Source organism: Flavobacterium cupriresistens (assembly GCF_020911925.1).
Classification (GTDB): Bacteria; Bacteroidota; Bacteroidia; order Flavobacteriales; family Flavobacteriaceae; genus Flavobacterium; species Flavobacterium cupriresistens.
Window position 1 is genome coordinate 1,310,566 of record NZ_CP087134.1, and the last position, 14,950, is coordinate 1,325,515.

Sequence of the window (14,950 nt, forward strand, 5' to 3'; positions counted from 1 at the left end):
CTTATGAAAAAACAAAACACAATCAACAAGTTAGCTTTCAATAAAGTAGCTGTTGCAGAATTAAACGACAACCAAATGTATGACGTTGACGGTGGCACAAGCCCAACATGTCTTTTAGTAATCAGTTATTTATTGGCTAAAGCCCTAGACTAATCCTCTTATGAAAAACAAAAACACAATCAACAAGTTAGCTTTCAATAAAGTAGCTGTTGCAGAATTAAACGACAACCAAATGTATGACGTTGACGGTGGCACAAGCCCAACATGTCTTTTAGTAATCAGCTTTTTATTGGCAAAAGCCTTAGACTAATTCTCTTATGAAAAACAAAAACACAATCAACAAGTTAGCTTTCAATAAAGTAGCTGTTGCAGAATTAAACGACAATCAAATGTATGACGTTGACGGTGGCACAAGCCCAACCTGTCTTTTAGTAATCAGTTATTTATTGGCTAAAGCCCTAGACTAATTCTCTTATGAAAAAACAAAACACAATCAACAAGTTAGCTTTCAATAAAGTAGCTGTTGCAGAATTAAACGACAACCAAATGTATGACGTTGACGGTGGCACAAGCCCAACCTGTCTTTTAGTAATCAGTTATTTATTGGCAAAAGCCCTAGACTAATCCTCTTATGAAAAACAAAAACACAATCAACAAGTTAGCTTTCAATAAAGTAGCTGTTGCAGAATTAAACGACAACCAAATGTATGACGTTGACGGCGGAACAAGCCCAACCTGTCTTTTAGTAATCAGCTTTTTATTAGCTAAAGCCTTAGACTAATCCTCTTATGAAAAACAAAAACACAATCAACAAGTTAGCTTTCAATAAAGTAGCTGTTGCAGAATTAAACGACAACCAAATGTATGACGTTGACGGCGGAACAAGCCCAACCTGTCTTTTGGTAATCAGCTTTTTACTGGCCAAAGCCTTAGATTAATTATTGGTGAAAAAACAAAACGTGAACAAACAAGCTGTATTTAAATAAAATAGCTGTTACGAAATTAAATGTCGGTAAAATACATCCTGTTGATGGTGGAAGCTCAGCTTTTTGTATTCCGTGTAGTATTGTTATAACGATACATTTAATATAATTTCGAACATGTTCCCCTTAAAAAAGCATTATCAGTTTTACTGATAATGCTTTTTTTTATGCTTTTTAATCCTAAAAACAGACCACAAACAGATTCGGCATTAAATCATTCTAATCTCGTAATATAGTACTGATAATAAGGTGTTTGTGATTAAAAAAGAATGCTATTTTTTATAAAAATGGGTATTTTTCATTTTTTTCTTCCTTAAATATTAGGTTCATTTGTCCTGTAATTAATACCGATACCGATGAACGATAAAGAAATTTTCCCAGAAGAGATTTTAAACAACACAGTTGAAAGTCATATTATTAAACATAATAAGAAAACATCACGTTTATTTGTGATTACGTTTATGGCCCTTTTAATTGCTTTTATCTCGCTTCCTTTTATATATATAGACATTTATACGACGAGTAGAGGAACTATAATTCCACAGGAAAAGAAACTGACTCTTTATTCTCCTATAAGCGGTAAAATATCGTTTTTTAATGTTGAGGAAAACAAGAAAATCAAAAAAGGAGATACGTTACTGATCATAGATCATAACATATTAAAAGAAAGAGAAAACTTAAATACGATTCAGAGCTCAGAAAATTCTGTTTACCTGAATGACCTAAAGAATTTAATTCACCGAAATTACAACCAAGTACAATCGGATCAGTATAAAAGAGAGCTTTTAAAACACCAGCAGGAATTGTATAACCTTGATGTTATTGTTAAAAATACGCAAGCCGACTTCGACCGAAAAGAGCATCTTTACAGAAAAGAAGTCATATCAAAATCAGAATTCGAAAAAGCACAATTAGAACTGGATAAAATCAAGAATGACCGAATTAATCTGATCAAACAAACAGAGTTGTCCTGGCAAAAAGAATACACGCAGTTAAGCCAGGATAATAAAAGTATTCATTCGAATCAGAAACAGCTTAAAGAAGAAGAGAATAATTATATCATCATTGCTCCCATTGACGGCGAATTGGTCAATATGCAAGGTTTTCATAAAGGAAGCGGAATTGCGGCCGGGAATCCAATTGTAGAAATTTCTCCTGATAAAAGTATTATTGTAGAAACCTACGTAAACCCATCTGAAATTGGGTATTTAAAAGAAGGCGGTGATGCTATTTATCAAATAGATGCCTTTAATTCCAATCAATGGGGATTTGCCAGAGGACGCATTTTCGAAATAAGTAAAGATGTACTTATCGTTAATAATGAACCGTACTATAAAATAAAAAGCAACCTGCAAACCGATAGTTTAACCTTAAAAAACGGGGCTCAGGGAAATCTAAAAAAAGGAATGAGTTTAACAAGTCGTTTTTTCTTGACTAAAAGAACAGCATTTCAATTATTATTTGACAAAGTAGAAGATTGGTTTAATCCTTACAATAGCAAAAATGAGTAAAATAGAAATAAAACAACATGATTTTTCAGATTGTGGTGCAGCTTGTTTAGCTTCAATTTCAGAATTCTATAATTTAAGTTTGCCTATTTCAAGAATTAGACAATATGCAAGTACAACCCAAAAAGGGACAACACTATTAGGTTTAAGAGAGGCCGCGGTAAAATTAGGCTTTCTAGCCAAAGGAGTAAAAGTGGAATTTGAAGGATTAAAAGACGTGCCTTTACCGGCGATTTTGCATGTTTTGATAAAAAAAGACGGACATGAGTTTCCTCATTATGTTGTTGCCTACAAAGTAACCAAAAATTATATCCAGGTAATGGATCCGTCTAGCGGGAAACTGGAAAAGAAACCATTTGCCGATTTTGAAAAGATCTTTACAGGTTATGCTTTGATATTAGTTCCTGATGATGATATTTTTAAAGAAAAAAATGAAAAAGTATCCAATTTCAGAAGAATATTATTTTTACTGAAACCTCATAAATACATTTTATTGCAGGCTATTATCGGTGCCGTTCTCTATACTTTGCTAGGTTTTTCGGTATCAATATATGTTGGTAAGATTACCGATTTTGTACTTGTGAGCGGCAATAAAAGCTTGCTGAATCTAATGAGTATTATTGTTATTGGTTGTTTGCTGCTTCAAATTTTATATAGCGTTTTAAAAGATGTCTTTATTTTAAAAACAAGTCAGCAAATCGACTCCAGACTTATTCTCGGGTATTACAAGCACCTTTTTACAATGCCTCAAAAGTTTTTTGATACCATGCGAATTGGTGAAATCATGTCAAGAATAGGGGATGCTGTAAAAATACGCGCTTTAATAAATGAAACCGCTTTGAGTATTTCGGTAAATGTACTAATCGTATTCTTTTCGTTTATTTTTATGTTTTCGTTCTATTGGAAATTGGCTTTAATTATTTCGTTAATCATTCCGTTTTATATTGTTATTTATTTAATCACAAATAAGTTAAATAAAAAAGCAGAGCGGGAAATAATGGAGAAAAATGCGCTTTTGGAATCGCAGTTGGTAGAGTCAATAAAAAACATCGGTACTGTAAAACGTTTGTCTTTAGAGGATTTTTCTAAAACAAGAACAGAACTTAAGTTTGTTGATTTGCTAAAGAGTATTTACAAATCGGGAATGAATGGAATTTTCGCAAGAACTTCTACCGATTTTATCTCGCGACTATTTACAATTATCCTTTTATGGGTAGGGACATATTACGCTATTGATGGAGACATTACTCCAGGTGAGTTGTTCTCGTTTTATTCTATAATAGGTTATTTTACGGGACCTGCATCACAGTTAATCGGAACCAATCAGGCCATTCAGAATGCCATGATTGCCTCAGACCGCTTGTTTGGTATCATGGATCTTGATCGTGAAGAAATGGAATCTAAGGTGAATTTAACAAAAAATAATTTTGATGATATAAAATTTAAGAATCTTGATTTCTCTTATGAACTAGGACGTTATATCTTTAAAGATTTGAATCTTACGATTAAAAAAGGTCAGTTTACAGCATTGGTTGGAGAAAGCGGAAGCGGGAAAAGTACTATTGCGTCACTGATTCAGAATATTTATAGTCCAAAAGAAGGGAAAATATTAATTGGAGAATATGATTTAAATTACATCTCCAAACGAAGCATTAACGCACTCATTACCACTGTGCCTCAAAATGTGGAGCTTTTTGACGGAACGATTGCTTTTAATATTTCAATTGGAGAATCAAATCCGGACATGGAGAAAATTATTGAAGTAAGTAAAAAGGTTGGTGCTTATGATTTCATTGAATCTTTACCAAACGGTTTTAATACTTATCTGGGAGAGTTTGGTGCAAATCTATCCGGAGGAGAGCGACAAAGAATAGCTTTTGCAAGAGCGCTTTACAAAGATCCGGAAGTACTTATTCTTGATGAAGCCACTTCGGCACTGGATTCTGAATCTGAAATGGTGATTAAAAATTTAATCGAAGAATTGAGCGCACAAGGCAAAACCATTATTGTGATCGCACATAAACTGCAGTCGATTAAAAAAGCAGACGTTATTTATGCCTTTAAAAAAGGAGAAATCGTTGAATCAGGCTCACATGAAGAGCTTCTGAATAAAAAAGAATACTATTATAAAATGTGGAATAATATAATTGTTTAATAAGGAAATTTAACAAAAATGAAAAATTACTCTTTTACAAAAACGGCTATTGTAAGAACTCCAATTGAGGAAAAACAAACGGATCTTACCTGGGAAAAAATTACAGCAATTTTTTCTAAAAAAGAAAATAGAGAAGCTTTATTTATAGGTTCACCAAACATTTACAAAGCACTTCTTTTGTGGGAAAAAGGCGAAGCTTTTCAAACAGAAGAAGAACTTAAAAGCTTAAAAGGATCTTTATACAAATATGCTTCCCGATTGTCGAACAGAAGCACGCCCTTTGGAATGTTTTCTACAGTGGCAGCGGTAGATTTGAGTGCAGAAACCAATCTTAATATTGCAGCAAGTACATTTGGAAGATTTACCAAATTTGATATGTATTTCTTGGGAAGCTTTCTGCCGGTTATTGTAAACAATGATGCGATCAGAGCCGTTTTAAAATTTTACAGTAACAATTCGATTTATACGGTTTTTGATAAATACCGTTATGTTGAGTATTATTTTAAAGACAATGTAAGGTTTCATAAAATTTCTGAAGTTGAAATAAGCGAGTACTTAGAGTTAATATTCGAAAAAGCAAAAAATGGAGTTTTAGTTAGTGAACTGGCCGAATTACTTGTTTCTGATGAGATTTCTTTGAAAGATGCCAATGAATTTATAGACACACTTATTAAAAGTCAGTTTATCGTAACCGAACTGGAATTCACCATTACCGGAGAAGACTATTTTGAGCGATTGTTACGTGTACTCTCTGAAGAGCGATTTGACTTTTATGAAGCAGGTGTGATCAAAGAACTGATTACTAATTTAAAAGCCAAAATCAATTTCCTCGATACCAATAGCAGTAACGATCCTGCTTTATATACAGAGATTCATGAGTTGGTAAATGAAGAATTAGAACATGTAGATATTTCAAAATTATTTCAGGTAGACAGTTTCAGAAAAATCGAGAATGGTTCTATTAGTTTTAAAACCCTTAAGAATCTGCGCCCGGCGTTAAGTGTTTTAAACAAACTGCAATCGAGTTCAGAAAACGGCCATTTAAAAGAATTCAGAAAAAAATTCCTGGAGCGATTTGAAGAGTATGAGCAACCTTTGGTAAGTGTTCTGGATCCGGATATCGGGATTGGGTACGGAAAAATATCAGGAGCAAAATCGCCTTTAGTGGAAGATTTATTAATCAATTCAGGTCAATCGGGTGTCAATCAGATCTCGATGGATGCTAAAAAAACATTTCTGTTAAAAAAGCTAATCCACGCGACAAAAAACAATTTGCAATCAATTGATTTGTTAGATGAGGAAATCAACAAATTTGAAGAAAATGAATCTTTATACCCGGATAGTTTTTCGGCATTTGTAAATGTATTTCATGAAAATGGAGTTGAAAAAATCAATCTAAAAACGGCAAGTGGACCGTCTGCAAATGGGTTAATTGGCAGATTCAGCCATTTAGATACCAAGATTCTGGATTTATGTAATGAAGTTACAACTATAGAAAATGAGTTGTATTCTGATAAAATTGTAGCAGAAATCGTGCATTTACCACAAGCAAGAACAGGAAACATTCTGTATCGAAACTTTCAGAGAGCATATGAAATTCCGTATTTAGGAAATGCTTCGGTAGACAGCGATCACCAGATTAAGATTGAAGACCTGTATGTTTCCGTAAAAGGAGGAAAAATTGTTTTGCGTTCAAAAAGACTGAATAAAGAAATAATTCCGAGATTGAGTAATGCTCATAATTTTGCTTCGAATGCCTTACCAATTTATCATTTCTTGTGTGATCTACAGAATCAAAACTCTTTCGGCTTTGGTTTTGGCTGGGGAGCCTTACAAAATGAGTTTGATTTTCTGCCAAGAGTAAATTACAAAGACACCATTTTAAGCAGAGCAACCTGGAATATTACTAAAAGTGAAATTGAAAGTATACTGGCAGTTGGGGAGTCTAAAACGGTTGAATTTATTCGCGATTTTAGAGAAAAAAGAAACATTCCTGATTTGATCTATGTTTCTCAGGGAGACAATGAAGTGTTGATTAATTTCAATAATGATTTGAGCTGTAATGTTTTTTACTACATGTTGAAAGGGGAGACTTTCATTCAATTAAAAGAATTTTTATTTGCAGAAGATACCATTACAGGAAATTATTGCAATGAAATCATCTTTACCGCTCATAAAAATATTGCCAAAAAAGAAGAAACTTCTATTGCAAACCAATTTGTTTCAAAAGAAAATCAAGAGGGTGTAGCGACTTCATTTTCGATAGGCGAAAAATGGCTTTACTATAAATTTTATTGTGGAGAAAGAGCCGGTGAAGAACTCTTAAACAGAGCGATCAATCCTATTATTGAAGAATTACAATCAAAAGATTTAATTGAGAAGTGGTTTTTTATCCGATACTACGATGTACAGGGACACCACATCAGATTCCGTGTTTTATTAAAAAACAGCAATTTATTTACCGATTGCATTCAAACGATAAGACAACATATTGAACCTCTTGAAAAAACAAGAATTATCTGGAAAACACAAACCGATAATTATCTGAGAGAGTTACAACGCTACGGTTATGAGGCTATCGAAGAAACGGAATCTTTGTTTTTTAATGACAGCGCCTGTACGTTAAAATTCACCGATATGATTGAAGGAGATTCCGGAGAAAAAATAAGATGGATGTTTGCTTTATTGTCAATAGACCACTTTTTAAATGATTTTGATGTAAAACTGGAGGGGAAAATCAAATTGTTTAATGTAGCTAAAACCGGTTTTGGAAAAGAATTTAACCGCTCAGGCCGTCTTAACAAACAAATTAATGAAATGTTTGTAAAGTATGAATTTGATATAGAATCTTTCTTAAACCCGGCTGTTATGGATGAAATGTATGCGCCTTTGATTGAGATTCTGGAGGAGCGTTCCGAGAAAAATGTATCGCCTGTAAAAGCAATAAAAGCGATAGACAAAGAGCACCGTTTACCAACTCATCTGGATAATATAATGTTAAGTTATGTTCATATGATTTGCAACCGAATCTTTTTAACAAAACACAGAATTCATGAAATGGTTGTTTACGACTTTTTATATAAATATTACAGCAAACAGCTTCATACCGGTAAAAACGAGAAAACGAAAGAAGTAACAGAATTAATATCTTAAAAATATGAGAGCACTGGCAGTAGTAACTTCTTCCTTATTTGATAAGATTGAAGACCATAACAAACACTTACTTCGTATTGATAATGTGGAAATTCCTTTGGCGTTTGTCGAAGGAAATTTCCCCGATTTTGATGCCGAATCAGATCAAAATGCCAATTTTGTATTGGTGAAAAAAGTTAGTTTTTCCTTAAATTACAGAGATTTAGGCATTGTAGAAAATGCCTGGCAGCGATTAAAAGGGGCTACTATCGATACTTTTTACCCGATCGGGTCAGATTTTGCAGGGCATGTAATCGCAATTGGTAAAAATGTTACGAGTTTGACTGTTGGAGATTTGGTAATCGGAAACTGCTTCTATCCGGAGGCAGAAAACGGAGCAATGCCCGGAATTCCGTCCAATCATTCAAGTAAAGAACATGAAATTTATCACTATGGGAAATTGGTAAAAGTACCTTCTTATCTCACAGGCGTTGAGGCCGGAGCTTTAGGAATCGGAACACAAACGGCTAATGCCATGATTCGAAAAGCTAATATTAAAAAAGGAGATAACGTACTCGTAACCTCGGTAACGTCAAACACCTCTTATTTTTTATTAAACGCGCTTTGGAATATGGACTGTAATGTTTACGGCTTATCCTATTCCGGAAAAAATATAGCGTTAGTACGTGAACATTTTCCGTTTATAAAAGATATTTTCGCAGTAAAAGAAAAAAACATTCCCAATACACTGTTGATAGATGTGGTGCTGGACTCTTTTTCAGACACGTATTTAGAACTTTTATTACCTCAGTTAAATATTAATGCCCGTTACTTGACTTGCGGTATTTTTAATCAATCGATAGGTAAATTAAAAGAGGTTAAACCAACCAATTTAACCCTATTGATCGCCAATTTAATGATGCGAAATATCAGTTTTATAGGCAATTGTCTGGGTACAACTCAGGATTTAGTTTCCGGTTTGGAATTTTATGAAACAAAAAAACTATTAGTTGATTCCGTTTTCACAGAAGAAGATTCGTTGTCTGATTTTATTTTAAAGTCGTTTAACACGGAATCGGATAAATTTGGAAAGGTAATCTACGAATACAACGAAATCGAAGAAGAAGCGGAGGTTTAATAGTTGTTTCTAAACCAAACCTTTTGCCATTCCCTTTTTAAAATTAGAAAAGAAACTTGTTCGGCCAGGAGTACCAAATCCGATCCGTCAAGTTTTTTTATTTCGGTTTCAGACACATCGATAATATACAGCAGATTCAAATATTCGGCAAATTTGTACTGAATCATACGGTAGATTTTTTCGTGCAGCTGAATTTTTATTTCATCAGGAGAAATACTTAACGGAAAATCGATTCCTTCGTTGGCTAAATTAAAATCCTTATTAATCTGTTCAATTAATTTTAGGTACAAAGCCTCGGTTTGGGCTTGCTGGAGTAATAGCTCAGTTGATTTTGGAGCGATGAAATTCATACAGTTTTCTTTTTATTTTCCCAAACACCTACAATCTTCGCCAGCAGCACATCTCCGCCCGCATAGACAAAAACGGCTCCCATTGGCGGATTTGAAGTTGGGATAACTCCAAACACATTCGGGACCCAAGTCCAACATTTAAAATAAGTGCCTACCAGCTCTATAAATATAACACAAAAGGCTATAAAACAGTAAAGATTCTGCCAGCGTTTTCTCTTCAAAAGTACAAAAAACAGAATGCCGAGAAGCAACGAAAAATAGTCCTTTAAAAATAAAGCAACACTTAAAAATAAAAGAGCAAAAAAGGAGAGGAAATATTTTCTTAAATAAAGTTCTTTAGAAATGGACCATTCGGTATTGGCAAAAACATAACCCGAAACGTAAACAATAGCATGTCCAAAAGGAACGTATAAAGGAATTGCCGGAGTTCTGTACGAGTACATTCCTAACAGGCTACAGAAAAGTAGCTCACCGATATAAGAAAGCCCAAGCATTACGAGCATCAATTTTCTTAAATAGGAGTTTGATGTAAAATAAAAACCCGCAAAATAAAGGATACACAATACGTTGGTCAGCTGTCTGCCATCAAAATAATGCTCGGTAAAAAAGACAGAATCGATCCCTAATGCCAGAACAGTAAAAAACGGAAAACCTATTGCAAAAAGGAATTGCAGTTTTGCATCATTTCTTTCGGAATTAATAATAACCGCTTCTATTTTGTCCATCAGATCGTTGTATTGAAAAAACAGCTTTTACGTTTAAAAGCTACACTTTTCTGCCCATTAAATTTTCGCCAAAGGTTTTTAAGATGTTTTTCTTTTCTGCGCTGATATTTATTTTTTCTAAAGTTTCAAAAGCTTTAAAAGTATACATTTCTATCGCTTCCTGTGTTGCTTTTGAAGCACCCGATTCGTTAAAAATGGCCTTTGCTGTTTCAATTTTAGCCGTATTGTCGTCAAGTTGTAAGCCGAACAAATTTTGCAGTTGCAAAGCCCTTTCCTTTGAGGAGAATTCTATTGCTTTTAAGTATAAATAGGTTTTTTTATTTTCTATGATATCACCTCCAACTTGTTTTCCAAAAGTTTCCGGGTCTCCGAAAGCATCCAGAAAATCATCCTGAAGTTGAAAGGCCAGTCCTAAGTTAAGTCCGAAATCATAGATTAAATCTGCCTCTTGTTCAGAAGTTTTGGCTACAATTGCCCCCATTTTCATGGCAGCGGCTACCAAAACAGCTGTTTTATATTCAATCATTTTAAGGTATTCCGGAATGGTTACATTGGTTCTGTTTTCAAAATCAACATCCCATTGTTGTCCTTCGCAAACTTCAAGAGCGGTTTTGCTGAACAATTTTGCCAGGTCTCTGAAAATAGTCGGTTCGTATTGTTCAAAGTACTGATACGCCAGAATTAACATGGCATCTCCCGATAGAATTCCGGTATTCAGATTCCACTTTTCATGTACCGTTTCTTTTCCTCTTCGCAAAGGAGCGTCATCCATAATGTCATCATGAACCAGTGAAAAGTTATGAAAAACTTCAACAGCCATAGCAGCCGGAAGTGCTGTTTTGTAATCGGCATCAAAAACTTCTGCCGCCATTAAGGTAAGTACAGGACGCATACGTTTTCCGCCAAGACCTAAAATATATTCAATGGGTTCATAAAGATCTTTGGGTTCTTTATTGATGCTTTGTTTGTTTAAATAACTAATAAAGAAATCCTGGTACTGACTAATATCGTGCATAAAATGAAATTCTGATTTACGAAGTCCAAAGATACAATTCAATTATGAATAATTAGTTCTTAAATTTTAAAAGGAATTATGCATTAAAAACAGCGTTTGGAGCAGGTAATGCACAATACATCAAAAAAAAATATAAAAAAACTCGGAAACTTTGTTGGTGTTTAAAGTTTCCTGTTTATATTTGCACCGCAGATACGGAAACTCAGGAAACTATAAAAGTTTCCACGTAAGAGTTCGAGTAATGTGTTAACACAGTAAAATCAGGTATTTATGAAAACAACATGGACCATAGATTCTAGTCAATCAGATGTTTTAATAAAAATGAGACATTCGATAATTGCTTACTTAGGAGGAACTACAAACAAATTTGACGGTTATGTAGATTTTAAAAACAATGAAATTGAAGATGCTTCTGTTGAGTTTTTTCTGGATATAAACAACCGAAATGATAGTTTCCAGCAAATGGACACCCATTTACAGTTGAATGATTTGTTTAACGTAAACGAACATCCAATTATTAGTTTTAAATCGACCTCTTTTCAGAGAGTGAGTAATAATATTAATTTTTTCAAAGGAGATCTGACAATAAAAGATGTAACGAAAGTGGTAGAGCTTGATGCTGAGTTTATTGGAGTTAATTCTTATGATGGTAAACAAAAAGTCGCTTTTGAAATTACCGGAAACATCAAACGCCAGGATTTTGGGTTAGATTATAATTCGTTTAACCATAACGGAGGTTTGGCATTGGGAAAAGATATGAAGCTTATTGCCAATTTAGAATTTAGTATATAACTGTTATATAGTGAACAAATTAATGTAAAATTATTACAAATTTATTGGAAACTATTTTCGTAATAAAAGTTTCCAAATTATATTTGTAGTACAATTTGAAAATTAAAATGAAAGAGAAAATCATATCAAAAGCAAGTGAATTATTTTTAAAACTAGGTTTTAAAAGCGTTACTATGGATGATATTGCAGGGGAAATGTGTATTTCTAAAAAAACGATCTACAAGTATTTCTGTAATAAAGAGGTTTTAATAGAAGAGAGTACTTCATTGGTTCATACACAAGTACATCAGATTATTGATTCTATAGTAGCAAAAAACCACAATGCAATTCATGAGAATTTTGAAATCAGAGAAATGTTTTGTGAGATGTTTAAGAACAATATTGATTCTTCCCCTATTTATCAGTTAAAAAAACATTATCCGGAAATATACCATAATATAATGAGTCAGGAAATTGATTTGTGCAGTCAATGGTTCAGAGATAATATTGCAAAAGGAATCGAGCAGAATTTATACAGAGCAGATTTAAATGTTGAGGTATATGTGAAATTCTATTACATTTTGATTTTTCATATCAACGAAAATACAGTCTCAGAAAAAGAGGCACAAAGCATAGAATTAGAAGCTTTGGAATATCACACCAGAGCCATGGCAACAGCAGAAGGCATTGTCGAATTAGAAAAACAACTTAAAAAATTTACTACTTAATCATCAATCTATGAAAAGAATCATTCTTATATTTTTGTGTTCCATTGGCTTAAGTGTCAACGCACAAGTCAAAACACTAACCTTAAAAGAGGCTATTACCTACGCGCTTGAGAATAAAGCCGATGCTAAAAAGTCTAAATTAGAGGTTGAAAAAAGTGAATATCAAATTCAGGAAGTACGTTCCAGAGCCTTGCCTCAGATTACAGGAAATGGAAACTTAACTTATAACCCAGTCTTACAAACAAGTGTGATCGACGGAGCAGGATTTGGACAGCCGGGAACGACTATTCAAGCGACTTTTGGTCAAAAATGGACTTCAGGAGCCGGAATTTCTTTGACTCAGGCTTTATTTGATCAATCTGTTTTTACAGGATTGAGAGCAGCAAAATCTACTCGTGAATTTTATCAGATCAACGATCAATTGACAGAAGAGCAGGTAATTGAAAGAGTAGCTAACAATTATTATTCTGTTTATGTACAACGTGAAAGATTGGTTTTACTGGACAGTAACTATGTAAATACGACTAAAGTACGTGACATTGTTAAAGGTCAGTTTGATAACGGTCTTGCTAAAAAAATTGATTTAGACAGGATTATTGTAAAAATGTCAAACATTAGTACAGAACGTCAGCAAATCTTAAATCAGGTTCAGTTACAGGAAAACGCATTGAAGTTTTATATGGGAATGCCTATCGAAACTCAAATCGAAATTCCACAAGAACAATTCGAAGTTACGATTCACGCTTTGACAGAAGAGCCAAATATGGCCAACAGAACAGAATATTTGCTTTTGAAAAAACAAGAAGAATTGTTAACCTTTCAAAAGAAAGCGGTTATGGCAGAATACTATCCGACACTTTCTTTAGTTGCAGGCTATAATTTTATTGGTCAGGGTCCGGAAATGCCTCTTTTTGCAAAACCTAGAGATGGAGTATACTGGTCTGATTACTCAGCAATCGGAGTGAATTTAAAAGTGCCGATTTTTACAGGATTCGGTACCCGTGCTAAAGTAAGAAAGGCAGATGTAGACATCAGATCACTTCAGGAAGATATTAAAGACACACGTCTTTCTCTTGACTTAGATTACAGAAACGCAAAAACTCAAATTGAGAATAACCTTGTAACAATCGAAAATCAGAAAGAAAATATGCGATTGGCAAGTGAGATCTTGAGCAATACAAAAAACAATTACCTTCAGGGATTGGCATCATTGACCGATTTGTTAGATGCTGAAAATGCATCACTGGAAGCACAAAACAATTATACCAGAGCAGTTTTAAATTACAAAGTTGCCGAAGTAGCATTAATCAAATCAAAAGGCGAACTTAAATCTCTTATTAAATAACTATACACAAATGAAAAAAACTATTATAACTATCGTAATCATAATTGCAGCATTAGCTCTGATTGGATTTGTCTTAAATAATAATAAGAAGGAGAATAAAGCTAAAACAGACATTGTTGCAGAGAAAAATGCAGCGGTTTCAGTAAAAGTAACTCCTGTAAAAACAGAAGAAGTTTCGTTGGATTTCGTGGCAAACGGAAACTTCCAACCAACTCAGGAATTGACTTTCTCTGCTGAAAAATCAGGAAAAGTAATCAGTGTTTTGGCTAAAGAAGGAGACTACGTAAGAGTAGGTCAAACTTTACTAACGGTAAGAGGAGATGTAATCAATGTAAATGCACAAACGGCTGAAGCAGCTTATTTAAATGCAAAATCAGATTACAGCAGATACGAAAATGCATTTAAAACCGGTGGTGTTACAAAACAACAATTGGATCAGGCAAAATTGGCTTTAACCAATGCACACTCTAATTATACAGAAGCTAAAATTAATGTGGGTGATACGAGAGTAAAAGCTCCGATTAACGGATTTATCAATAAAAAATATATTGAACCGGGTTCGATCTTAGCAGGTATGCCGGCAACAGCATTGTTTGATATCGTAAATGTTTCTAAATTAAAATTAACAGTTACGGTAAACGAAAACCAAGTAGCAAGTTTGAAAAATGGAGACAATGTAAACGTAACAGCCAGTGTTTATCCGGATAAAACGTTTTCAGGAAAAATTACTTTTGTTGCTGCAAAAGCAGATGCTTCTTTAAACTTCCCTGTTGAAATTGAAATCGCAAACAACTCGAACAACGATCTAAAAGCAGGTATGTACGGAACAGCAAATTTTGCATCCAAACAACAAAAACAACACTTAATGGTTGTACCTAGAAATGCATTTGTTGGAAGTGTGAGCAGTAATGAGATTTTTGTAGCACATAATGGTATTGCAAAATTAAGAAAAGTTACGGCTGGAAGAATTTTGGGTGATCAGGTAGAAATTATCAACGGATTGTCTGACGGTGAAACTGTAATTACTACAGGTCAAATTAACTTACAAGACGGAAATACAGTAGAAATTATTAAATAATTGGACGCTTTTAAGCTTTAGG

The 14,950-nt window shown here is 33.8% G+C and carries 17 protein-coding genes; 14 read left to right on the forward strand and 3 right to left on the reverse strand.

The window, feature by feature from the left end; genetic code table 11:
* Positions 1 to 3: 3 nt before the first annotated feature.
* The 10 genes from LNP23_RS05965 to LNP23_RS06010 all read left to right on the forward strand — a co-directional run bounded on the left by LNP23_RS05965 (position 4) and on the right by LNP23_RS06010 (position 8,916).
* The gene (locus tag LNP23_RS05965; RefSeq protein WP_230004265.1) at positions 4 to 153 is read left to right on the forward strand and encodes a class I lanthipeptide; all 150 of its coding nucleotides are present in this window, start codon (positions 4 to 6) and stop codon (positions 151 to 153) included.
* A 7-nt stretch (positions 154 to 160) separates the two neighbouring features.
* Positions 161 to 310: a class I lanthipeptide gene (locus tag LNP23_RS05970; RefSeq protein WP_230004264.1), complete on the forward strand. Its 150-nt coding sequence runs from the start codon at positions 161 to 163 to the stop codon at positions 308 to 310.
* Between the two features lie 7 nt (positions 311 to 317).
* Positions 318 to 467: a class I lanthipeptide gene (locus LNP23_RS05975; protein ID WP_230004263.1), complete on the forward strand. Its 150-nt coding sequence runs from the start codon at positions 318 to 320 to the stop codon at positions 465 to 467.
* Positions 468 to 474: 7 nt separating this feature from the next.
* Positions 475 to 624, forward strand: coding sequence for a class I lanthipeptide (locus LNP23_RS05980; protein ID WP_230004265.1), 150 nt, complete (start codon positions 475 to 477; stop codon positions 622 to 624).
* 7 nt (positions 625 to 631) lie between these two features.
* A complete protein-coding gene (locus LNP23_RS05985) occupies positions 632 to 781 on the forward strand; it encodes a class I lanthipeptide (RefSeq protein ID WP_230004264.1) in 150 nt (49 codons plus the stop codon).
* 7 nt (positions 782 to 788) lie between these two features.
* Entirely contained in the window at positions 789 to 938 is a 150-nt protein-coding gene (locus tag LNP23_RS05990) for a class I lanthipeptide (protein ID WP_230004264.1), read from the forward strand.
* 401 nt (positions 939 to 1,339) lie between these two features.
* Positions 1,340 to 2,494, forward strand: coding sequence for an HlyD family secretion protein (locus LNP23_RS05995; RefSeq protein WP_230004268.1), 1,155 nt, complete (start codon positions 1,340 to 1,342; stop codon positions 2,492 to 2,494).
* Positions 2,487 to 4,646 carry a peptidase domain-containing ABC transporter gene (locus LNP23_RS06000; RefSeq protein WP_230004269.1) on the forward strand — a complete coding sequence of 720 codons (2,160 nt, stop codon included), beginning with the start codon at positions 2,487 to 2,489 and terminating at the stop codon, positions 4,644 to 4,646. The genes LNP23_RS05995 and LNP23_RS06000 overlap by 8 nt, the downstream gene beginning before the upstream one ends.
* An 18-nt stretch (positions 4,647 to 4,664) precedes the next feature.
* On the forward strand, positions 4,665 to 7,799 hold the full coding sequence (locus LNP23_RS06005) for a lantibiotic dehydratase (protein ID WP_230004270.1): 3,135 nt from the start codon (positions 4,665 to 4,667) through the stop codon (positions 7,797 to 7,799).
* Between the two features lie 4 nt (positions 7,800 to 7,803).
* Entirely contained in the window at positions 7,804 to 8,916 is a 1,113-nt protein-coding gene (locus LNP23_RS06010; protein ID WP_230004271.1) for a quinone oxidoreductase family protein, read from the forward strand.
* Here the strand turns inward: LNP23_RS06010 and LNP23_RS06015 are convergent.
* From LNP23_RS06015 to LNP23_RS06025, 3 genes are read right to left on the reverse strand one after another with little or no spacing between them, the layout of a single operon-like run.
* Entirely contained in the window at positions 8,913 to 9,266 is a 354-nt protein-coding gene (locus LNP23_RS06015) for a hypothetical protein (protein WP_047779111.1), read from the reverse strand. The genes LNP23_RS06010 and LNP23_RS06015 overlap by 4 nt on opposite strands.
* Positions 9,263 to 9,991 (reverse strand): hypothetical protein, encoded by a 729-nt coding sequence (locus LNP23_RS06020; protein ID WP_230004272.1) that lies wholly within the window; start codon positions 9,989 to 9,991, stop codon positions 9,263 to 9,265. Before LNP23_RS06020 ends, LNP23_RS06015 begins: the two co-directional genes overlap by 4 nt.
* A 40-nt stretch (positions 9,992 to 10,031) precedes the next feature.
* Positions 10,032 to 11,006, reverse strand: coding sequence for a polyprenyl synthetase family protein (locus LNP23_RS06025; protein WP_047779109.1), 975 nt, complete (start codon positions 11,004 to 11,006; stop codon positions 10,032 to 10,034).
* Positions 11,007 to 11,276: 270 nt separating this feature from the next.
* Here LNP23_RS06025 and LNP23_RS06030 point away from each other — a divergent pair, with 270 nt between their 5' ends.
* The 4 genes from LNP23_RS06030 (at position 11,277) to LNP23_RS06045 (ending at position 14,928) form a co-directional block, all read left to right on the forward strand.
* The gene (locus tag LNP23_RS06030) at positions 11,277 to 11,798 is read left to right on the forward strand and encodes a YceI family protein (RefSeq protein WP_047779108.1); all 522 of its coding nucleotides are present in this window, start codon (positions 11,277 to 11,279) and stop codon (positions 11,796 to 11,798) included.
* A 107-nt stretch (positions 11,799 to 11,905) separates the two neighbouring features.
* Positions 11,906 to 12,505, forward strand: coding sequence for a TetR/AcrR family transcriptional regulator (locus tag LNP23_RS06035; protein ID WP_047779107.1), 600 nt, complete (start codon positions 11,906 to 11,908; stop codon positions 12,503 to 12,505).
* A 10-nt stretch (positions 12,506 to 12,515) separates the two neighbouring features.
* A complete protein-coding gene (locus LNP23_RS06040) occupies positions 12,516 to 13,850 on the forward strand; it encodes a TolC family protein (RefSeq protein WP_230004273.1) in 1,335 nt (444 codons plus the stop codon).
* A 10-nt stretch (positions 13,851 to 13,860) separates the two neighbouring features.
* On the forward strand, positions 13,861 to 14,928 hold the full coding sequence (locus LNP23_RS06045; RefSeq protein ID WP_047779105.1) for an efflux RND transporter periplasmic adaptor subunit: 1,068 nt from the start codon (positions 13,861 to 13,863) through the stop codon (positions 14,926 to 14,928).
* The last annotated feature ends 22 nt before the right edge of the window (positions 14,929 to 14,950 follow it).